The sequence below is a fragment of the Paenibacillus sp. FSL L8-0638 genome (assembly GCF_038593075.1).
Lineage (GTDB): Bacteria > Bacillota > Bacilli > Paenibacillales > Paenibacillaceae > Paenibacillus > Paenibacillus polymyxa_D.
Genome location: NZ_CP151960.1, coordinates 2709364 through 2730003, shown reverse-complemented (window position 1 = coordinate 2730003; position 20640 = coordinate 2709364). Strand labels below are relative to the sequence as shown.

The following is a 20640-nucleotide window of genomic DNA, read 5'->3' as shown; positions in this document are numbered from 1 at the left end:
TTTACTTAGCCAAGTTTTTCAGTACCGTTCGCGGTCCTAATTCAATTCCCTGCTTCACCCCATGTTTCTCCATATACTGCATCGTTTGTATCCACCGCACTGGACGGACCATTTGCAAATGCAAACCTTGACGAATGCTGTTGGCATCCGTATATGGCAGTGCTGTAACATTAGAAATGACAGGCCACCGTGGTTCATGGAACGTATATTTTTGCAACTCCAATGCTAATCGGTCAGCAGCATGCTGCATAAGCGGACTGTGAAAAGGGCCGCTGACTTGCAAACGGGTAATTTGGAACCCGCGTTGCTCTAATTGTTCCGCCAACGCAGCAACAGAGGCATGATGACCAGAAACGACGTATTGATAGGAAGAGTTATAACATGCGATGGTAATAGGCTGACTGGTTACTGCATAGTGATCGCACAGCTCTTCTAACAGCTCTAAATTAGCTCCCGAACAGCAATCATGCAACCCACTCCGGCCTCTGAGGCTTCTTCCATAAAGCGCCCCCGTTCTTGTACCACCCGCAAAGCATCGCCAAACGACAAGACTCCGCTGCTTACCAATGCAGAATACTCACCCAAACTATGCCCTGCCGAAAATTCGGGAATAATCCCAACATCGTGCATGTAACGTCTGAATGCGATTACACTGATCGTGAGTAGTGCAGGCTGGGTGTAGGATGTTCTTGATAATTGGGAGATGGGTCCTTCCATACATAAAGTTTTCAAATCATATCCCAAAATATCAGCAGCTTCTTCAAAGATGAGATCTGCCTCTGAAAAACCTCCTTGCCATGCCGCTCCCATCCCGACATACTGAGACCCTTGTCCCGAAAAAAGCAAAGTCATGCTACTCATGTCTAACCCCTTTCCTCACCATAAAAGGCGGTAAAACAAAAATGTTTTTTGGGGTTCAGATGTTCACATTCCTATGTATTTAAGATAGATACAGCAAAACAGTAATCGACATGTAAAAGTGAATCGTTTTTGAGTTTCAAGATGTAGTTAGAAATAAAAGTGTGTTTGTAGTCTGGGAAGTGTAAAAAAACTGGAGTGTGCTGGAAGTTCAGACTTGATACTTAGAAACTTCAGCATCATAGATGAGTGTAGTAAAATATAGATGAAGGCTATTAATTTAATATAAACATTAAAATGAATTAAAGTACAGTGATATATAATACATATATTTTATAAACGCAAGTAATAGATTGTGAATTATATTTCTTGCTTGGCAACCAACTTGTAATGCGTTGCAGTCATTCCGCGCGAAACTGCGGATGCTTTTTTCGTGAAAGCTAATAACTGGCATCTGTCGTTAAAATAAAAAAGCCGCCAATTTGGCGACTTCATATACATAGTTATTGTCCTTCGACAGTAATCGACGTTTAGGCATCGTCATAGATACGTAGCTAAATAAGTAGAAAACTGCAAAGCCGTTTATCTCCTTATGTAGTTTCCTTAATGACTACAATGAGCAAGCAGATAGTGTCGATCATCCACTGACCTCCTTGGTTAAGATTTGGCTTAATCTTTGCCTCAATGGCGGGTAGATGGACTCTTTGTCAGCAGATGTGACATCCAAGAGCATCCTTGATCCAGTGCAAGGTGCATTGGAGAACACAGCGTCAAACTGAACATCTGTCCGAAAATGACAAGCCTCTTGCAGGTAGATATTCAGTTCAGATTTGTTCAGATCAGCGGTTTGAAATCTCAATTTTCCCACATATTCATCAACATACTTTTAGATTTGTTTATTTTCTGAATTCGGCTTATCAAAACCTAACAGCACTACTCTTTGAGGTGTTAATGAAGCCATTTGTTGAATCTTTTTTTGCTTTTATCTGATCATCATTGATCTAAAAATCACTTCGTTGTGGCCTCGTACAAACGCTGTAAAATGGTAACAGCTTCAGCCCGTGTGACTAGCGCTTTTGGGTGAAGGTATCCTTCATTAGCGGTAAAGACCCCCATCTTGGTTAGGGTGTAGAATGCTTCTGCCTTTTGATCCTGGGAATCTCCATCATAGGAGTACTCTTCTCCAGTCTTGTCGATGTACAGCACCGGATAGTAGGCCGAGAAATTATCATTGTAATTGGCTTGACGAACTTTCATATCCTTGTACTGCGCAGCTGCGGAGATCACTTCCTCAATCTCAGGATGAAGCGTCTGATTGGTATAATTCGTCCGAAGAGAGGCAATCATCATCACATCCCAGCGGGTCAGTGGTTTGTCAGGCTTGACATAGAATTGATAGTTTGGATATTTCCCCCCAACACTTTCAGCATACGGCCAAACATAGTCCCCGTTGAATATTGCTGCAAAATCTTTATTCGCCCAGTGTTTACGCGCATCCACAAAATCGGAAGATTCGCCGGAAGAACGATCAATTTCTGGAAAAAGCTTGTGAAACATATGTACAAATTCCGCTTTCGTTATGGTTTTGCTTGGCTTGAAGGTCCCATCTTCATAGCCCTTGACAATGCCCTTATCGACCATGGAACGAATCGATTCGGCAGCCCATTCATATTTTGTTCCTTCCACATCAGAAAACGTGTTTGCCGCGAAGGCAGATTGACCGAAAAACAGTGTCGTCGCAACCAACGGGGTGATAAGCCATTTCTTTTTCAACATCTCTTTCCACTTCCTTTAGGTAAAATTTATGTATAAAATAGTTCTCTAGACTCAATTTTATATCGGCATTTCAAAAGAAAATGATGATATTAATGAGAAAATAGCGTTGAACTATCGTTCTCAGTTACTTTAGCGAACTTCACCCTCCAGTATTCGCATTCCTTTCTGCTAAACCCCTCCTACTTTCTTCATTTGATATTTCCAATAAAGCAATTCTTCATCCTTGTGACAAATTTGAAATCCTAACTTCAAAAACAAATTCTTAGAGCTGATGGAGTGAGTAATTCCCTTCTATCCCCCTTTGCTAAAAATTAGAAAAGGGCAGGAATGAACATACGTCATTCCTACCCTCATATCAACTGCTATTTGGGCCACAAAAAAATCCGCGCTGAAACAACACGGATTGGACTCATTATAACAGGTATCCCTAAGGATCTGGTAATATCCGTTGTTCTTAACTAATTCCGAAGCTTTCAAATCCCACCCGTAATACAAAAATTGGGCAGAGGAATAGTAGGTGCATGAAAACCTCTTTTTATGGAATTGGATTAGTAAAGAACAGCTCTAGACAATAAAATCTCTCCTTAGTGAATTACCCTTATTATACCAGGGCCAATTTTATCTGCCAACCTTTCACTTGTTACAAAAGCGTTTTCCCAGGTCCTCCGATTTTGACTATATTTTGATACCATTCATCCGGAAAGTAACCATCTGGGACTGCACATCGAATGTAGCCTCCGACCTTTAAATATCTAAAACATAACTTAGCTGCTTGAACTCCTTCAGCGTAATATGCAACAATAATTTTCATTAATGTGATTAGAATACTCGTTATTGAGTGATAACCCTACAGGCCTTTTCCGCCTAGGGCACGCAGTTTAATAGGCTCCGCTCCGACAATCAACGGTCGGCCGCGTTGTATCGACGCCAGTACCTCTTCGTTCTTAAGACTGGCTGCATGAGCATCTGCATCTTTCCACACTTCGGTCACATACACCGCATTCGGGTCGTCGTCTGACACATTGACTATATACAAATAGCAGTCAGTATTCGACTTCAACAGATCGGCCGCTTCTAGCAAGATGCCTGCAAGAGCATCCCTTTGCCCTGGAAGTGCCATCAACTTTCCATACATAGCAAAATGGTTCATGATCCTCATCCTACCCTCGAGTGAAATTTGACTTCATCTTATCATAATGTTCCGCAATGTCAGCGTAATTTCAGCAAGTTTCTCCACAAACGCTAAAAAATAGTCGGTACCATTCCTCCATCCATACGGATTGGAGAACCTTTAAATGCAGATGCATAAGGGCTACATACAAATGTAGCTAGTCTTCCTATTTCAATAGGCTTGATAAATCGCTGTATTTCAGATTGAGGCAGGTTTGTAACCATAAAATCTTTCTCTTTTTCTGAAAAAGTCATATCTTCATGAGGATACATACTCTCAATTATTTGGTGCACATTCTCAGAGAGCGTTGGTCCCGGCATGATCGTATTGACTGTAACTTCTGTTCCTATTGTTAATTTAGATAAGCTTTTTGACAATGACAACAACATAGATTTTGTCATACCATACTGAGGCATTTGTCCTGAAGGCATAATTGCTTCTTCACTCGCAATAAAAATAAGGCGACCATAATCATTTTTCAACATTTTAGGTAAATAAAATTTTGATAATCCATTTGCAGCAAGAACGTTAGTGCGGAAGTATTTTTCCCACACTTCATCATTTACGTCCACATATTGCATAATTTCATAAATTCCCATATTATTAACTAAAATATCAATTTCGGGGTATTTTTCAAATAAGGCTTCTCTTTGTCCAATATCCACAATATCGGCTATAGCATTTTGAGGGGAGGTAGCTGGGAAATCTGACTTAATTTCATTTACAGTTCGTTCTACCTCTTCATAATTTCGTCCATTAATTAGTACATTAACACCTTCTTTGGCTAGTTCAATGGCAATTGCTTTACCTATGCCTTTCGTTGATCCTGTAACTAAAGCTGTTTTATATTTTAATCCCATATCCATAATACACTTCTCCTTTTTTAAACAGTCTCGTGCTCCGGATAGTGATTATATTATCTTGTCTGGATTGTCCAGTAACTAGCATATTGCGCCAAAGTTCTTGTTTAACACGCCAAATGACAAAACTCAACTCATTAGGCAGTCCTAGCGTGCTCCTGATATCGAGTTTGTACCTAAATGTTCAGTTCGCCAATTTGAAGGCGTATCCCCCTCCCATTGGCGGAAGGCGCGGTAAAACGAGTTTTGATCTTCGTATCCAATCAAGAATGCTACCTCTTTAATATCGAGCGAGGGGTCTGCCAAGTACTCTCGTGCCTGCTCATGTCTAGCTTTTGTCAATAGAATCTTGAAGCTCGTATTTTCGTCAGTAAGACGGCGCTGCAAGGTACGATCGCTCATACTGAGCTCCTTCGCCACAGCCTGAATGTCGGGGCGCCCTCTTGTAAGGCTGCGTTTCATGATCCATTTGACCATCTCGGTAATTGAACGGCTGCGCTGCTGTTCATCCAACGATCGGTCCAGAACAGGAGTCAAGATTTCCAGCAACTCTTCGTTGTACGAGACAAAGGGGCGGTCCAGGTCTCTTCGATGTAGCGTCAATCGGTTACATTTTGCACCAATCCGGATACGACAGCCGAAGTAAACTTCAAGGGCTTGTATATCGCCCATGTAGTGCGAAAATTCAACAAGCTGCGCTTTCAAAGGTTGACCTGTGCCCCGGCGCCCAATCTCCAGAAGACAAGCCAGCGTGCTACCAACCAGCATCGGCGGACCAGACTGCTCGGGAGATAGCCACTCCAGATCAATTGTACAGTGCTCGCCCTCCTCCGTGATATGTAGGTTTTCCGGGGGACACAGTTGTTTGTACCGAGCCATTCGGTTTAGAGCGTCGCGATAGTCCCGAGCGTGGTAAGTCGCTAAGACAGTCGGTGGGTACTTCGCTGTATCAAAGACGGTCACAAGCTTGATGATTCCTTGGGCTGTGTCACCAATGAGATCAGAATATGCCTGCCAGATCGCGAAATATTGGGCGGTGGTGACTACTGGTTCAGTAATAATGGTGATCGGCAGTCGTGCTTTGCGTGCTACGTCGTGGGCGCCAAACCCTAACTGACATAATCCTGCCCACAATCCTGGCGGGATTTTAATACGGTCAGAGGTATGAGACTTCATATATATAGGCCTCCTTTATATACTTACATATTCATTGGTTTTGGTTGCGATGGGATCCCTCTTAAGTACACATAAGAATACTCTTAAGTACGTTAAGGTGTCTACATTAACGTAATAAGCTGTGGAAAATGTTACACCATCTTGTTATCTGGGCTACTTTCAATCAATGACGAGTGATTTGGCGAATTACTTAATCATGATAAAATTCTGTTAATGGCATGAACGACTCATTCTCAACACCAAAAAACACACCCATATGTTTATGAGTGTGTTTTTAAAACCCCAAATCACCGACACTCCTAGGAATGTCATTCCCTTAATACTGATTATTCTAGCTCTTTCATGGATTATTTTATGTTTTCATGGAAGATTTAGAGTGAAATGTGTTGATTTATAAGGAGGAAATATCGGATTTAATTTTTATGTAAAAACATCTTCTTCTCTTTACGTGTAAATTAAACCTATTCGAAATCTCAGCAACTTAAAAATGATCAAGCCATAGAATTCGGTTGTGGAGCGATACCCGCTTGAGTTTTATGGTGGGCAAAATTATTTTGCTCACCATTTCAAAGGTTTACTGATTACTTAAATGCATCCCAAAATTTCATTGAATAAATCTGTTTGGTTCTCTCCAATTTCCTATATATCTCTCTTATGATGAATCGAAAAATAGAGCAAATCTAAATAGTTCTTCGAATCACGCTTTTGGTTGCTGCCGCCTCAAAAATCGTCTCAATCAGCACCAATACACGGTGTACTTCTTCATTTTTGATCGCAATCTCCGCTTTTCCTTCGATGGTGGAGACAAAATTCTCATAAAAGCTTTCTGCAGCAGCAGGTATTTTCTCAATCGGGAACTTAAGGGTGGATTCCTCAGACGGCGGCGCCATCGTTTTCGTCAATCCTTGACCTGCTTGAATCGGCTTGGGTTCCACGTGAGCAACATCTGGATTTCGGGTGACGATCTCTCCGCTCAAATCCCAATCTCGAATCACTGCGGTTCCTTCGGTTCCTTTAATATACCAGCGTGGCAGCTTTACGTAATTGGTTGTACCCACTTCAATGACTGCTGTCAGGCCGTCCTTGAACTCAATAAAGCTGGCAAAGCCGTCATCCACTTCAGTCCCCAAAATATAGCTTAGGGTAGCAGCTACGCTTTCTATTTTGCTGTCCGTAATCTGAAGCAGCTGGTCCAACAGATGTACTCCCCAATCCAGTAGCATTCCTCCTCCATACGCCTTTAGTTGCCGCCAGTCACCTGGAATGCCATTAGCTCCCTGAACTCGCGATTCCAGCTGGAAAAGCTCGCCCACGGTCTTATTGCCAATTATATCTTTGATAATTCGGAAGTCTTCATCCCATCGACGGTTCTGATGTACCGTAAACACACGATTTTCTTTCTTTGCCACCTCAACAATATCCAAGAAATCCGCGCTCGTTATCGTAACCGGTTTTTCGCAAATGACATGCTTTCCGGCTTGTAGCGCCTGGATCGCGATTTCCTTATGAACATCATTAGGTGTTGCTATTAAAACAATATCGACGGCCTCATCGGCCAGAACGGCGTCCAGGCTCGCGTAGGTTTTATAGCCGGCAGCCGCAGCCAGTTCCATCCGGTAATCGACAATATCATATACACCGCCAACGGCAAGTTGCTGATTAGATTCGATCAATTGAACATGGTAGCTTCCCATGCCTCCATAACCAATGATGACTACATTGTATATACGATTGTCCATTTTCATCTTCCTCCACTCTGATTTAAGCCCACCGCCTATCAAGTGGGTGCTCATGTCAATAAATTTTAATGTCCTCGTAACTCACCCTTAACTTCGTCGGATAGCTCTATCATACAAATCTCATGAAAAGCTTTCCTCCTCATTTCTTGCTGTTTTATTCCCGAATATTGTCCTGCGGTATTTCAATGGTGATGTTCCTGTCGCTTCCTTAAAGAGATGATGAAACGTCTTTACACTACTGAACCCTGCCGCCTCAGCGACCTCAGTAATCGGATTGTTTTCATTTAACAAGATCCATTTTGCCTTATTCAGTCTGTAATCATTCAAAAATGCTACAAAGGTCATCCCCGTATTCTTCTTAAACAGCCTGGCGAAATAATAAGGACTGAACCCCATATAATCAGCGACATTCTTCAGCGAGATGGTTTCATGATAATGACATTCCACATACTCAAAAATACGTTCCAGTTTATAAAGAGTGTCCTTGGATTGTGTTAAGGTTCTTTCTGAGAGTTCAGGAAGCCTTGGGGTTATGCTTCTCGGCACTTCACGCAAAATAAGAGTCAACATCTCAAACAGCTTGGCTTTGATCATATAAGCATGGCCTTCGTGTCGGTTGACGTTCTCATCATAAATGCTTTGAATCAGAGGAAGCATTTTAGCTGCTGTTTCTTCTGGCCAGTTCCAGCTTGATTGCTCCATCTCCGTAAATATATATCTTAGAGGGCGTTTCTGATCACTTAATGTGGAAACCTCTTGAAAAAAGCTCAGATCAAATTGAATAACCACCCGTTCGCTGTCGGGAGAGGCCAAGAAATAATGAACATCACCCCCATTTATAAACTGAACTTCACCTTGTTTCATGCGTATCGAAATATCGTTAATTCCCAGATCCAAGGTTCCCTGGGTCACATAAATAATTTCAATTTCTTTATGCCAATGAGGATAGCAAAGCACGTCGCCTTTATTAATAAAACTCCGGAAAGGAAAATGTCGGTCAAGCTCCGGGATTTCTAAATAAAAATTCATTTTGGTAGACTCCTTTTGCTGTAAAGTTCAAAAAGCCGTACACATGACTAATGATAATTATGCTGCACTGCATTCCTTCTTCCCTTCTTTATGTTTCTCCTTCTCAACTTGCGAATAAAATTCCCTCTCCCTTTTGAATTGTAAGCGTTTAACATTCGTTTTTCTACCCTATCAATCATAGTTGCTATGAAGTAAAGCAACTGTTAGGCATCTTTACTAGGTATCCTTACTAACTTTATTGCAAACTCAAAGTTATGACTTAATTATGAGCCGTTTGGCGTCCGAGAACAATTTTGACTGTTCTTATTTCCTCCTGCCGCTTGCAGTTTCTTTAGATAAAAGTTTCATCTTAACCGGATTAAACACAATTGAAGTTAAATACGTGTAAAATTGTCAAATTAATTTTTTACATTTTCCATATAAAAATATATATACATTTCCAATATAATGGTATATTCTAGTAAAAAAAATACTCACATAAAAAATATGACCTACTGGAGGGACAGGCCTTGAAGAGACTATTCGCTTTAAGTTGTGCTTTCTATCTGTTAATCGGCGTCACCAGTGTGGTGCTTGGGGCATTACTGCCGACTTTACTATCTCACTATGGACGGGGGTACAGCGATGGTGGATTACTGCTGTTCCTGCAGTTTTTCGGATTTCTTGTCGGTGTTCTGCTCACCCCCTTCATGGCTCTGCATCTGGGTCGCAAGTCCATGTTATCCATAGCCCTGGGTAGTATCGTGGCAGCGTGCATTATCTTGGGTGTACTACCCTCATGGAATTGGGTCATCGCAATGGCCATCTGGGTTGGTTTCGGCTCAGGCATCATTGAATCGTCCATCGGAGCGTTTACCATTGAGTTCACGGAGGAGCAAAAAGCCGTGGCCATGTCTAAGCTGGATGTCTATTTTGCACTTGGTGCACTGCTTATTCCGGCGATCGTTAGCCTGTATATCTGGCTTGGAATGTGGAATCTAACCTTTTACACCATCTCCCTTCTCACTTTTATCTTAGCGCTGTTGTGGCTTACCATGCCTGCATCCGCCTCCTCTCACCTTACCCAAGCAGATATCCGAACTACTGAACGTTCAGTTGAACAAGCCCGTTACTCTGGACAGCATCGTGTATTGCTAGGAATCTTCATTATATTCTTCTTTGTTTATATGGGTCTTGAACTGGGGCTCATGAACTTCCTCCCTTCTATTCTGACAGAGACGCTACATCTTCAGGGATCCGTAGCCTCGCTGGGTGTCAGCGTGCTTTGGATTGCAATGATCATTGGTCGTATGTTCTCAGGAAGGATTGCAGAGTCAGCAGGATATATTCCTTACCTGCTATGGAGTGCAATCGGTACTTTCTGTTTCCTGGTTGCTATGGTGTTTATATCCAGCCAATGGGCTACATACCTAATAATTTTCGGTGCAGGTCTATTCATGTCTGGACTCTTCTGTATCGCGCTTGTCTATGCCAACGTGCTGATTCCGGGAATGACCGAGCGGACGACCAGCATTCTGATTGCATCGGGTGGAATTGGCGGCTCGGTGCTTCAATATGTAATAGGATGGAGCATGAGCGAATGGCCAGTGGCGGCTAGCCTCTGGATTTTAGGAGGGTTTACTCTGATTTTGCTGCTGGCACTTATTCTCACGCATCTGTGGAATGATCGGGGCAGCCGGGTCGTTGACTCTCTTGCCCATCAGGGCAAGGAAGGATGATATTGTTTTAGTTCTTAGGGGAGGTGAGGCCTATCGCAGAAGCACCGGATTATGCTCCCTTGTCCATGAGGGCAAGGAAGGTGAATTTCTTATTTTGGGGAGGTGAGTTCAGCCTCGTTATGCTCTGGTAGGGTGGTAGACTTTATAAAGATGACTTAATAAGAATGTATATTCTGATATGGAGGGGAAATATCGTGCATACGTTGACCAAAGAACGTTTCAGATATGGTAAAGGCATTACTCTAATTGACGATTCGGGTAAGGAGTATTTGGATGGCGTATCCGGCACCTTCAACTTGTCGCTCGGTTATAACCACCCTCATGTCGTAAGCAAAGTACAGGAGCAAGTCGGCAATCTTGCACACATGTCTTCTACTTTTACAGAGCCTTATGTCGAAGAAGTCCTAGATCATCTAATCCAGTATGCCCCGAACGGCATAGACGCCGGATGGATGAGAGATATTACCGGCTCCACAGCGAACGAATGTGCTGTGAAGCTGGCCCAAAAATACACTGGAGCAACCGATATCATCAGTCTGCATCTGTCACATCATGGACAAACCCAGTTTGCAACAGGCATTTCCGGTAATGCCTTTCGTCGCAAGAATTTCCCTAACTCAGTTGCAGCAAATTCTCTGCATGTGCCTGCCCCCTACTGTTATCGCTGTCCTTTTAATTCTTCACCAGACAAGTGTGGTCATCATTGTATTGACGCTATATCGGACGCCATTGAGTATGGAAGCTCAGGGTCTGTGGCCTGCATGATTATTGAACCCATTCTGGGCAACGGAGGTAATATCATCCCGCCTGCAGGATATTTCAAGCGCCTCCGTCAGCTATGCGACGAGCATGGGATGATTCTGATTGCAGACGAAGTGCAGACCGGAATCGGGCGGACAGGTTACATGTTCGCAAGTGAACTGTTTGACATCCAACCGGATATTATTACTCTCGCTAAGGGTCTGGGTGGTATTGGAGTCCCGGTTGCGGCGGTATTGATGCAGTCTCGTCTCGATGTCCTGGAGAAGCACGAACATTCCTTTACTTCGGGCAGCAATCTGATCTCGGTCACGGCAGCCAAATCCACATTGGAGGTTGTAACCGAACCCGGTTTTCTGGAAGCCGTCCGGTCCAAAGGAAGCCTGCTCGGATCCCTACTGACGGAGATGGCCGACAAGTATGATTGCATTGGTGAGGCTCGTGGCGTCGGACTGATGTGGGGACTGGAAATTGTAGACGAGGACGATGCCCCGGATGCAGTGAAAAGCAACGGGATTATCGATCGCGCATTTGAGGAACAACAATTAATTCTGAGAGGTTCCCGTTACGGTTATGGGAATGTGGTCAAAGTCAGACCTTCCCTCACGGCTACCGAAGATGAGATTGCCGAAATTGTTAAACGGCTTGACGCCGTTCTTGCTACCCTTCACTAACGATCTGCCCAATAAGCAAAAGGAGGAATTATACATGCTCGCACTTGTATATAAATCAGCTTGGGATGTCGCACTTGAGGAAAGACCTATCCCGGAGATAAAAAAAGATAACGATGTACTCGTCCGGATTCGGGCGACTGGCGTATGCGGTACGGATCTAGGTATCATCAGTGGCAAATATCATGCCGTGCCTTCTACGATTTTGGGGCACGAATCAGCGGGGGATGTGATCGCTGTAGGACCAGCCGTCAGTTCACTGCAGCCTGGAGACCGAGTGGTGATTGATCCAACTTACTACTGCGGCCAATGCGAAATGTGCCGGACAGGAAGACAAAATCATTGCACACACAAATCCGTAACAGAGACCGGAGTCAGCGCAGACGGTACGTTCACCGATTATTATGTTACTGAGGACCGTTTTTTGTACAAGTTGAAGGACCATATCAGCTACGAAGAAGCGACGCTGACCGAGCCGCTGAGCTGTATGCTGACCGGAATCAACCAGATTAACCTGCTGCCGAACTTCACAACCGTTATTATAGGCGCAGGTCCGATCGGGATTCTGTACAGCTATGCTCTTGCTTCGAAAGGCGTAACTGGTTGCCTTGTTGACATCTCGGAGGAACGGCTCGCCATAGCGGATTCTATTGCCCCTGAACGGTGGTCCGCGCACGCCACACTGGAATCGGCCATTCATAAGCTGGCTCCGTTAAAAAATCAGGTGGACATGATTGTGGACACCACAGGAGTGGTCGGCACTGAGGTACTAAGCCAGCTTGCGAGCGGCGGGTATTTGATGCTGGTGGGGCTGAGAGATGGGATAAGTTCGTTTAACCCGAAAGAGGTAGTTGACCGTAGCCTTAAAATCATCGGCTCGATTGATTCTCTAGGCACGTTCTCCACGGCGCATTACCTGATTGAGCAGCAAATCATTCCCGCCAAAAAAATCATTACCCACTCGTATCCGCTGGATGACTACCATGAAGCCTTTAAGACGCTTGGATGCAATATCAGCGAGCGGACACTTCAGCCCTCGTCTCAGGCGATCAAGATTGTGCTGCAATCTAGTGGCTCCGACAACTAAATTTAGCTACTAACAAGGGGGAGAATGGACATGACGAGCATCCATCATGTTACACCGACGAATAATGAATGCACAGGAGACCTATCCGCGTCCGTTCCAGTCAAAGCGGTCATTTTCGACATGGACGGGGTGTTAGTAGACAGCGAACCGATCTACTTTGAGGTCGAACGCAGCTCCTTTGCCCATTTCGGTGCGCCCATGACGGAAGAAGAGCATCACACCTATGTCGGAGTGACACTCGAATCCATGTGGCGTCAAGTGCTGGACAGGCATCAGCTCACCAATACGGTGGAAGAGGCCTTGTCCTATCACCGAAAAAATGTGATGCAGACAATGATTGCACACGAGGGCCTTGCGGCGATCGATGGACTGGAGCGGTGGCTGGACTGGCTGCAAGAGAAAGGGATTCCGGTCGCGGTGGCCTCTTCCTCTCCGCGGGCGCTGATTGATCTCATTATGGAAAAGACAGGACTTGGCCGTTACTTTGACATTCGAATCACCGGTGAAGAGGTACTGCAGGGTAAGCCGGCACCGGACATCTTCTTATACGCCGCCGAGCAGCTAGGCATTGCACCGGCCCATTGCATCGTTATTGAGGATTCACATAACGGGGTCCAGGCAGCCAAAAGTGCAGGAATGTACTGTATCGGCTTCCATAACCCCGGCTCCGGCCGGCAGGATCTGTCCAGAGCTGATCGCTGTATTCTCAGCTATGACGATCTGTGGGCGATCAAAGAGAATTTGCCGTTTGATGAGCAGTTGCTTGCCAAGAGCAAGAGTCGAAACATACCGGAAGGCATACCCCCTTTATAATCATATGGAATCGTCCGATCTTTACTATGATTGAGGGTATTAAATAATGCCCCTTGGAATATACACTGGAGAATGTCATTTTTCCTTCCCTGTGTGTACTCTATGGGGCGTGCTTTACGTCAAATCGGTATAGTTAGAACACGTACGTTTCCGGTTCAATAGAAAAAAGGGGTGCTGTTAACACCCCAAACTGGATTCAACGATATATGCCCTGCTTCATCTGAACGGTAATTTTGCGTATATTCAGCTCTTTCTGTCTTCTTCGGTAATCAGAGAACTGTAAGCCGGAATTTTAACTGTTCCTTTCTTCACCTTCACATCCTTTGAGGTGGAGAAGACCACTTTCCATTTACCCTTATCGGAATCTTTCATCTGCAGGGTAACCGGCTCTCCAGACAGGTTATGATATACATACAGTGCTTCTTTGCCTGAAGTACGCTTAAATGCGGTCACGCTGGCAGAGCCTGCTTGTATAGGTTGCAGACTGTCGCTGCGTAAAGCTTCATGTTTTTCCCTCAGACGGATGAGTGTGCGATAGCTTTCCAGCAGGGAATCATCGTCTTTCAGCTGCGCTTCCACTGATACCTCGCCTTTGTTGTATTTGGGTTTCTCCCATGTCGTTTGACCAGGGCCATCTCCCTTGTACCAGCGCATAGGCTCACGAAGAAACTCATCAGGCTTCTCTCCCTTCATACCAATTTCTTCGCCATAATAGAGGAACGGCTGACCCGGAAGCGTTAAAAGAATGGAAGCGGCCAGCTTGGCTTTTCGCACATCCCCGCCTAGCTCGCTCATGACACGAGTCTGGTCATGGTTGCTCAGGAACGGAGCATCGAGTGCCGCCTTATTATACGATTTGTACAGTTGCAGCGTTTTCTCGGCGAATGCCGCGATACCCTGATCTCGGCCGTTTTTCACGGACTTCAAAATCGTTCCGCCCAGGTCAAAATTAAACAAGGAGTGGAGCTGTCCGTAATAAGGAGCTATGGTCTCCGGTTTGTCCCATACCTCTCCTGCCAGATATACATTTGGATTTACCTTCTCCATCTCGGAACGAAATTCACTCCACCAGGCAATGTTCTTATCCGCACCATCTTTCGTCTGTCCTCTAAAAATATGCATCGCCGCGTCAAGTCGGAACCCGTCTGCACCTTGCTGCAGCCAATACTTGCCGACTTTGATCATTTCTTTGCGGACTTCGGGATTGTCAAAGTTCAGATCCGGCATGCCCGACCAGAACGTACTGTAGAAATACCCTTCGCCATTCGGATTCTTATGCCATACCTGCTGACCCCACGAGCCCTTTTCTTCCAAATCTGTGTTCTCATCCGCCCATACGTAATAGTCGTGGAATTTGCTTTGCGGGTTGGCACTTGCCTCCTTGAACCATGGATGCTCGCTGCTTGAATGATTGATAACAAGGTCCATGATCACCTTAACGCCCTTTCGGTCCGCTGCTTTCATCAAGGTGCGGAAATCATTTAGACTCCCATACTGTGGGTCCACCTGATAGTAATCCGTTGCATCATATTTATGGTAGCTTGGAGATGGATTTAGGGGCATAAGCCAGAGGCCGCTGACCTGCAAATCCCTACCCGAATGGGGTTTTCCATCGTTTAAGTAATCAAGCTTTTGTGTGATTCCTTTCAAATCACCATGTCCGTCTCCATTCGAATCATAAAAAGAATTGATATAAATTTCATAAAATACGCCGCTTCCAGTAGAAACCGGAGGCTTATGTCCGTTCGATTCCTGCTCTGCCATTGCACTTGAAGCGAACATCGTGAGCATAGGCACCGTTAACATGGCGGTGGACAATCTTCTTAAGCGTTTGTTACGTGTCAAAACAAATCAGCTCCTTTGATTGTTATGGGTGCGCTTTCATTATAAATAGAAACAATCCAAAAAAAGGGGATATTTATTATCTATTATGGTGGAAAATATCGATCTTATTGTTTTATCTCTGTATTGAGCGATAAGAGGAGCAGACTCTATGTCTACTCCTCTTTTCATCCAATCAGTTCAAGAAATATATCTCAATTTAATACGTTGGGAAGCTCTGTGAAGCGAAGACTTCACTGCATTCTCACTCTTGTTTAAAATTCTAGCCGTTTCCTTTATGGAGTATCCTTGGACTAATCGCAATTCAAGTACCGTTCTTTGCTCGGTATTACTTGCCATCAAGAGAATTTGATTGACCTCCTCCTGAATTTCAAAATCAAGGATATCCCAGTGATAGTGGAGCAACCCCTTACGTAAAATGTATTCCTCCATCTTTTTTCGTTTTCTGATTAAATCTATAGCTAAATTTTGGGCAATTCTCAAAAGGTAAAACCGAATACGATCTTGGGGCAAGTCAGGCGAAGCTCTTATAAACCGAATAAAACACTCATGCAACAAATCTTCAGCATCCTGTTTGTTATGCAATATCCTCAATAGATAGCCAAAGAGGTCTGATTTGCAAGATAAATATAGATCCTCCAGATCTTTAACATCCATATTATTGCGTATCCCTTCTGCTTTGATTGAAATCGGTACGTTACTTGATAGTCTTAAATTCATATCCCTGCTTTTTTAAATATCTTATGATTTCAGGCAAGGCTTTGGCTGTTTCTTCCTTCCCATAAGTGTCATGCATGAGTACCACTGCTTTTTCTCTAGTCCCAATATTTCTCATGAATTCACTAATTAATTGCTCAGCATTCTTACGTGCACCCTCTGCATCTTTAGGTAACACATTCCAGTCAATCTGATGGTAATCCTTATCCTGTAGTGCTTTGTCCAGTACTTCCATACCATCGGGATCATTTCTTTGCCATGTCATGTGGCCGCCTGGAAATCGAATCGCTCTTGTGGAAAAATTCTGCCCCAATATTTGCTTTAAAACTTGATTTGTTTTTTCAATATCATTCATAAAACTGCTCGAATTCACAGTCTGATTCGGATACAAATAACTGTAGTCATGTGAGTAGGTATGGTTTCCGATCGCATGTCCTTCCTTAACCAATCTTTTTGTTATTTTTTTAGTCACTTCATTTTCCTCTACTGCTTTTCCTACCACAAAAAACGTTGCTTTCACATTTTCTTTTTTAAGAATATCTAATATTTTAGGCGTTACGGTAACCGATGGACCATCATCAAAAGATAAATAGACTACTTTTTTACCGTCGATCCCCTCAGGTCGCTGCCCTTGCATTTGCTGATTTAAGTACTTTTCAACAAATGCTGCATCTTCAACACCCGAAACATTTTGTAGAGAAGATTCGCTCCCTTTGGATTTGTTATTTAGTTTGTCGGTTGATACTGATTCTATTTTTTCTGCATATTCAATCGTTTTTACTGGCTGTGGTTTACTACTAAAGATGTCAAAGAGTTTTATAATCATTAGAACCATACAAATGAGAATAATAAACAGTAGTCTTCTTCTCTTCCTCTTCATTCGATGAGCTCTGGTTCTATTTTGCACATAGCTTTTTTCCATAGTATATATTCCTCCAAAAATCTAGAAGCAGTTCACGTTTTATGTTGCGACCATGTGCCCATTCAATTATTCGTATCTCAATGCATCTATTGGTTTTAATCTTGCTGCTTTATAAGCCGGATATACCCCAAATAGAATGCCTGTACCTGCAGAGCTAAGAAACGAATATAGGATCGGCGAGATTGTAAATTCAATGGTCATGTGTGCTGTTGCTTCGATTATTTTGGAGGCGCCTACGCCTGTAACAACCCCGAGCATCCCCCCTAGCAGACCAAAAATGACCGCTTCGGACAGGAATTGAATCATAATATCTCTTGGCTTGGCACCAATAGCTTTTCGAATACCAATTTCTTTCGTGCGCTCTATAACCGACACCATCATAATATTCATAATTCCGATTCCCCCTACCACAAGTGAGATCGCAGCTACACCTCCCAGCAAGCTGGTCATGATATTATCTACACCGGATGCTGCACCTGCTGCTTCGGACAGACTCATTACTTGAAATTGATCCGGTTCCGAAGGTTTTAGCTGATGCGTCACACGCAAGCTTTCCAATATGTCTGATTGGGCCTGACCCATCAAGCCTGGTGACTTGGCGGATACCTCCAGACCAGTAATGTTTTTCTCACCCAGACGGTTCATCATGGTTGTAGCCGGGATGTAGATTTGATCATTCGTACTGTAGCTTAAATTCGTAACAGGCTGAGAATTCAATACTCCGATTACTTTGAAAGGGATCTGTTTGATTTGAAACGTTCGTCCCAATACGCCTTTGGTATCTCCACCAAAAAGACGCACAACCGCTTGGCTTTCCAGAATGGCAACATTCCTACGTTTATCCATCTCATCGTTGGTAAATGTTCTGCCCTCGGCAAAGGAAAACTTTTTGGCCTTATAAAATGAAGCAGATGTCCCTACAATGGTTGCATTATAGTTATATCGCCCCCATGCAGCTTTTGAACTGCTTGAAATACGGGGCATCATTGCTGCAATCGAACTCTTTTGTTCCAATGCCTCGACATCTGTCCACGTAAATGAGGGCAAGGTATCCTGATTTATTTCTTCCTCAGTCATTGGCATGACGGGAGCAACCAAAAGTACGTTATTTCCTAACTTATTGATTTCCTCCTTAATACTGGCCTTTGAGCCATTCCCGATGGCCATAATGGCAATCACCGCTGCCACCCCGATAATAATACCGAGTATCGTTAAAAATGAGCGCATCTTGTTGGTAGTTAAGCTGTTCATCGATACACGGATCGTTTCCATCAGATTCATAGACTTACCACCCTTGATGAAATTCGTCTATTTGCAATAGGCTCATCTCGCTCAATGTTACCATCCCGAAAGCTGATCAATCGTTTGGCATATTCCGCTACTTCCAGTTCATGAGTAACCAGGACAATGGTTTTTCCTTGCTCATTCAAGCCTTGGAACAGCTCCATAATCTCGATGCTCGTCTTCGTGTCCAGTGCACCCGTAGGCTCATCTGCCAGCAGAATGACCGGATGATTCACCAAAGCTCGGGCGATGGAAACCCGCTGCTGCTGACCGCCAGAAAGCTCGTTAGGCTTGTTATACATCCGTTCTGCAAGACCCACCATCCGAAGCGCCTCTATAGCTCTTTCCCGACGCTCCTTGGCAGGAACACCTGCATACATCATAGGCAGCTCCACATTTGCTAAAGCTGTAGTACGAGGCAGGAGATAGAATTTCTGAAACACAAATCCTAGCTTCTGATTTCTAATCTCTGAAAGTTCGTTCTCACGAGCATCCAATATGGAGTAACCATCCAGATAGTATTTACCGGTATCCGGATGATCCAGGCAACCAATAACATTCATCATGGTGGACTTGCCTGAACCAGAGGGCCCCATGATAGCAACAAACTCCCCTTCGTTAATAGATAAGTTCACACTGCGTAGAGCCTGAATCTCCTGACCGCCTACTTCATACCTTTTTTTCAGCTCTTTAATTTCAATAACGGTGTTATTGGATTGAGTTTCACTCATTGTGTCTGCCCCCCTCCACTGCCATTCGGGTCAGCACTGCTGTTCTGAGGAGGAATCACAATGGTTTCACCTTCCTTGACACCGGACTTGATTTCGGCCTGATCCGCTGTATACACACCCAGTTTCACCGGTCTAAACTCATAATCCGCCGGATTCGCCGCGTTCTTCGCTACATATACTCCATCCACACCACCTTCAGACCTCAATGCAAACAATGGCACAGACAGCGTATTTTTGTGTTCGGCTAACAGTAGGGATACATCCATGTTCATCCCCGGTTGCAGTCTTATGTTTTGGCTATCCAAAGACAATTCAATTTTGTATGTAGTCACATTGGATTCCGTCACCGGCTCTGGAGAAACAAAACGTACTTCGCCTTTAAATGGTTTGTCCGGGAATGAATTCGAGTGCATTGTCGCCTGAAGTCCAGTCTTCAATTTAGCAATATCACTTTCATTAACCTTGGCAAGAACCTTCATAACCCCTGTGTTGGAGTTATTCATGACAATAAAGGGTGCAGTAGGACTAGTCCCCACATCGCCATTGACTTTCAAAATGATCCCATCCCACGGCGCCGTAACCTGTAATTTACTCAGAACACTTTTCTTCTGCTCTAATGCCGTCTCAGCCTGCAATAAAGAAGCTTGTGCAGATTGGATGTTGGAAGCTTCAGGCGGGGACTGTGCAGCCTTTAATTGTATTAATGCTGTTTTATAGCCCATTTCCGCCTCTTCGATCGCCTCAGTTTGCTTGGTCTGTGCCTTCTTGTACTGCAGCTCCGCATTGCTCATATCCAGTTTTGCCTTATCCAGATTCTGCTTGGCTGTCGCCAGGTCACTTTCTGCTGCTGCATCATTCTGAACCAGATAAGCCTGGTCATCATAATCCTTCTGGGCCTTATCTAAAGTCACCTTGGCTGCCTCCTTTTGTGCCGCGGCTTCCTCTAATTCCATCGCGTTCTTGGCTGTTTTAATCGCCATCTGTGCCTTTAAGACATTTGCTTTCTGGAGCTCGATATCATTCGTTTTGGGTCCGCGCTTGGCTTCGTCCAGCTTGGCTCTTGCAACCGCGACATTGGATTCGGCATCCTTAATTTGCAGCCTAGCGTCCGAATCATCTAATCGTGCTAGAACCTGACCTGCCTTGACGCTATCTCCTGCTTTGACATTGACAGCGACGAGCTTGGCACCCTCGACATTTGTAAAATTAATATTTACTTCCTTGGAAGCCTGAACGGTTCCAGTCACGCTAAGCGACTCGGTTATGTTAGCTTTCTGTACCTGTACCACCTGATTCGCCGGAGCCTCCACAGGCTTTTCCTGACCCCTTTTCATGTAGAGCGTACCGCCAATTCCCGCTATAATGAGCAAGATCAGAATACCTATGCTCCTTTTCACTCTTCTTTTTTTTCTTAATACTTGTAATGAATCTTTATCTTTCTTTTCTGTTTCCGACAATGTTATATCCCCTTAAATTGTATTTTTTCT

19 protein-coding genes and 1 pseudogene are annotated in these 20640 nt (G+C 44.1%); 4 read left to right on the top strand and 16 right to left on the bottom strand.

From position 1 onward, the window contains the following. Position 1 precedes the first annotated feature (1 nt). From MKY35_RS12150 to MKY35_RS12105, 10 genes and pseudogenes are all read right to left on the bottom strand, one after another. Complete coding sequence (locus MKY35_RS12150; protein WP_342446496.1) at positions 2–472, bottom strand: ACP S-malonyltransferase; 471 nt, start codon at positions 470–472, stop codon at positions 2–4. Beyond that, a complete protein-coding gene (locus MKY35_RS12145; RefSeq protein WP_342446495.1) occupies positions 442–861 on the bottom strand; it encodes an acyltransferase domain-containing protein in 420 nt (139 codons plus the stop codon). Before MKY35_RS12145 ends, MKY35_RS12150 begins: the two co-directional genes overlap by 31 nt. 634 nt (positions 862–1495) lie before the next feature. Next, entirely contained in the window at positions 1496–1726 is a 231-nt protein-coding gene (locus MKY35_RS12140; RefSeq protein WP_342446494.1) for a hypothetical protein, read from the bottom strand. A 140-nt stretch (positions 1727–1866) separates the two neighbouring features. Further along, positions 1867–2634, bottom strand: a complete 768-nt coding sequence (locus MKY35_RS12135; protein ID WP_342446493.1) for an S-layer homology domain-containing protein — start codon at positions 2632–2634, stop codon at positions 1867–1869. 655 nt (positions 2635–3289) lie between these two features. After that, positions 3290–3469 (bottom strand): annotated as a pseudogene (locus tag MKY35_RS12130) (hypothetical protein); the annotation flags it as partial. 12 nt (positions 3470–3481) lie between these two features. Beyond that, positions 3482–3784: a putative quinol monooxygenase gene (locus MKY35_RS12125; RefSeq protein ID WP_029518474.1), complete on the bottom strand. Its 303-nt coding sequence runs from the start codon at positions 3782–3784 to the stop codon at positions 3482–3484. A gap of 92 nt (positions 3785–3876) precedes the next feature. Next, positions 3877–4671: an SDR family oxidoreductase gene (locus tag MKY35_RS12120; protein ID WP_342446492.1), complete on the bottom strand. Its 795-nt coding sequence runs from the start codon at positions 4669–4671 to the stop codon at positions 3877–3879. Positions 4672–4812: 141 nt separating this feature from the next. After that, positions 4813–5841 (bottom strand): helix-turn-helix domain-containing protein, encoded by a 1029-nt coding sequence (locus MKY35_RS12115; RefSeq protein WP_342446491.1) that lies wholly within the window; start codon positions 5839–5841, stop codon positions 4813–4815. 680 nt (positions 5842–6521) lie between these two features. Further along, entirely contained in the window at positions 6522–7586 is a 1065-nt protein-coding gene (locus MKY35_RS12110; RefSeq protein WP_039275006.1) for a Gfo/Idh/MocA family oxidoreductase, read from the bottom strand. 114 nt (positions 7587–7700) lie between these two features. Further along, positions 7701–8609, bottom strand: a complete 909-nt coding sequence (locus MKY35_RS12105) for an AraC family transcriptional regulator (RefSeq protein WP_342446490.1) — start codon at positions 8607–8609, stop codon at positions 7701–7703. Between the two features lie 509 nt (positions 8610–9118). Here MKY35_RS12105 and MKY35_RS12100 point away from each other — a divergent pair. From MKY35_RS12100 to MKY35_RS12085, 4 genes are all read left to right on the top strand, one after another. Continuing rightward, entirely contained in the window at positions 9119–10327 is a 1209-nt protein-coding gene (locus tag MKY35_RS12100) for an MFS transporter (protein ID WP_039275002.1), read from the top strand. A gap of 194 nt (positions 10328–10521) precedes the next feature. After that, positions 10522–11760 (top strand): aspartate aminotransferase family protein, encoded by a 1239-nt coding sequence (locus MKY35_RS12095; protein ID WP_039275000.1) that lies wholly within the window; start codon positions 10522–10524, stop codon positions 11758–11760. Between the two features lie 34 nt (positions 11761–11794). Then, on the top strand, positions 11795–12844 hold the full coding sequence (gene gutB1, locus MKY35_RS12090) for a 2-amino-2-deoxy-D-mannitol dehydrogenase GutB1 (RefSeq protein ID WP_029518481.1): 1050 nt from the start codon (positions 11795–11797) through the stop codon (positions 12842–12844). 30 nt (positions 12845–12874) lie between these two features. Further along, the gene (locus MKY35_RS12085) at positions 12875–13657 is read left to right on the top strand and encodes an HAD family phosphatase (RefSeq protein ID WP_029518482.1); all 783 of its coding nucleotides are present in this window, start codon (positions 12875–12877) and stop codon (positions 13655–13657) included. Between the two features lie 243 nt (positions 13658–13900). On the opposite strand, the gene MKY35_RS12080 is transcribed toward MKY35_RS12085, so the two are convergent. The 6 genes from MKY35_RS12080 to MKY35_RS12055 form a co-directional block, all read right to left on the bottom strand. Further along, positions 13901–15502, bottom strand: coding sequence for an alpha-amylase family glycosyl hydrolase (locus MKY35_RS12080; protein WP_342446489.1), 1602 nt, complete (start codon positions 15500–15502; stop codon positions 13901–13903). A 177-nt stretch (positions 15503–15679) separates the two neighbouring features. Next, the gene (locus MKY35_RS12075; protein WP_342446643.1) at positions 15680–16156 is read right to left on the bottom strand and encodes an RNA polymerase sigma factor; all 477 of its coding nucleotides are present in this window, start codon (positions 16154–16156) and stop codon (positions 15680–15682) included. Positions 16157–16196: 40 nt separating this feature from the next. After that, positions 16197–17138, bottom strand: a complete 942-nt coding sequence (locus MKY35_RS12070; protein WP_039274997.1) for a polysaccharide deacetylase family protein — start codon at positions 17136–17138, stop codon at positions 16197–16199. A gap of 66 nt (positions 17139–17204) precedes the next feature. Beyond that, the gene (locus tag MKY35_RS12065) at positions 17205–18419 is read right to left on the bottom strand and encodes an ABC transporter permease (protein ID WP_341040505.1); all 1215 of its coding nucleotides are present in this window, start codon (positions 18417–18419) and stop codon (positions 17205–17207) included. Continuing rightward, entirely contained in the window at positions 18416–19153 is a 738-nt protein-coding gene (locus MKY35_RS12060) for an ABC transporter ATP-binding protein (RefSeq protein WP_039274993.1), read from the bottom strand. Before MKY35_RS12060 ends, MKY35_RS12065 begins: the two co-directional genes overlap by 4 nt. After that, positions 19150–20610, bottom strand: a complete 1461-nt coding sequence (locus MKY35_RS12055) for an efflux RND transporter periplasmic adaptor subunit (RefSeq protein ID WP_342446488.1) — start codon at positions 20608–20610, stop codon at positions 19150–19152. The genes MKY35_RS12060 and MKY35_RS12055 overlap by 4 nt, the downstream gene beginning before the upstream one ends. Between the last annotated feature and the right edge of the window lie 30 nt (positions 20611–20640).

Excerpts from the sequence above, each read along its gene's own strand:
- MKY35_RS12085 (WP_029518482.1), top strand. The coding sequence starts at position 12,875 with ATGACGAGCATCCATCATGTTACACCGACGAATAATGAATGCACAGGA.
- MKY35_RS12135 (WP_342446493.1), bottom strand. The coding sequence starts at position 2,634 with ATGTTGAAAAAGAAATGGCTTATCACCCCGTTGGTTGCGACGACACTG.
- MKY35_RS12145 (WP_342446495.1), bottom strand. The coding sequence starts at position 861 with ATGAGTAGCATGACTTTGCTTTTTTCGGGACAAGGGTCTCAGTATGTC.
- MKY35_RS12105 (WP_342446490.1), bottom strand. The coding sequence starts at position 8,609 with ATGAATTTTTATTTAGAAATCCCGGAGCTTGACCGACATTTTCCTTTC.
- MKY35_RS12070 (WP_039274997.1), bottom strand. The coding sequence starts at position 17,138 with ATGGAAAAAAGCTATGTGCAAAATAGAACCAGAGCTCATCGAATGAAG.
- MKY35_RS12120 (WP_342446492.1), bottom strand. The coding sequence starts at position 4,671 with ATGGATATGGGATTAAAATATAAAACAGCTTTAGTTACAGGATCAACG.
- MKY35_RS12075 (WP_342446643.1), bottom strand. The coding sequence starts at position 16,156 with ATGGATGTTAAAGATCTGGAGGATCTATATTTATCTTGCAAATCAGAC.
- MKY35_RS12125 (WP_029518474.1), bottom strand. The coding sequence starts at position 3,784 with ATGAACCATTTTGCTATGTATGGAAAGTTGATGGCACTTCCAGGGCAA.
- MKY35_RS12065 (WP_341040505.1), bottom strand. The coding sequence starts at position 18,419 with ATGAATCTGATGGAAACGATCCGTGTATCGATGAACAGCTTAACTACC.
- MKY35_RS12115 (WP_342446491.1), bottom strand. The coding sequence starts at position 5,841 with ATGAAGTCTCATACCTCTGACCGTATTAAAATCCCGCCAGGATTGTGG.
- gutB1 (WP_029518481.1), top strand. The coding sequence starts at position 11,795 with ATGCTCGCACTTGTATATAAATCAGCTTGGGATGTCGCACTTGAGGAA.
- MKY35_RS12060 (WP_039274993.1), bottom strand. The coding sequence starts at position 19,153 with ATGAGTGAAACTCAATCCAATAACACCGTTATTGAAATTAAAGAGCTG.
- MKY35_RS12110 (WP_039275006.1), bottom strand. The coding sequence starts at position 7,586 with ATGAAAATGGACAATCGTATATACAATGTAGTCATCATTGGTTATGGA.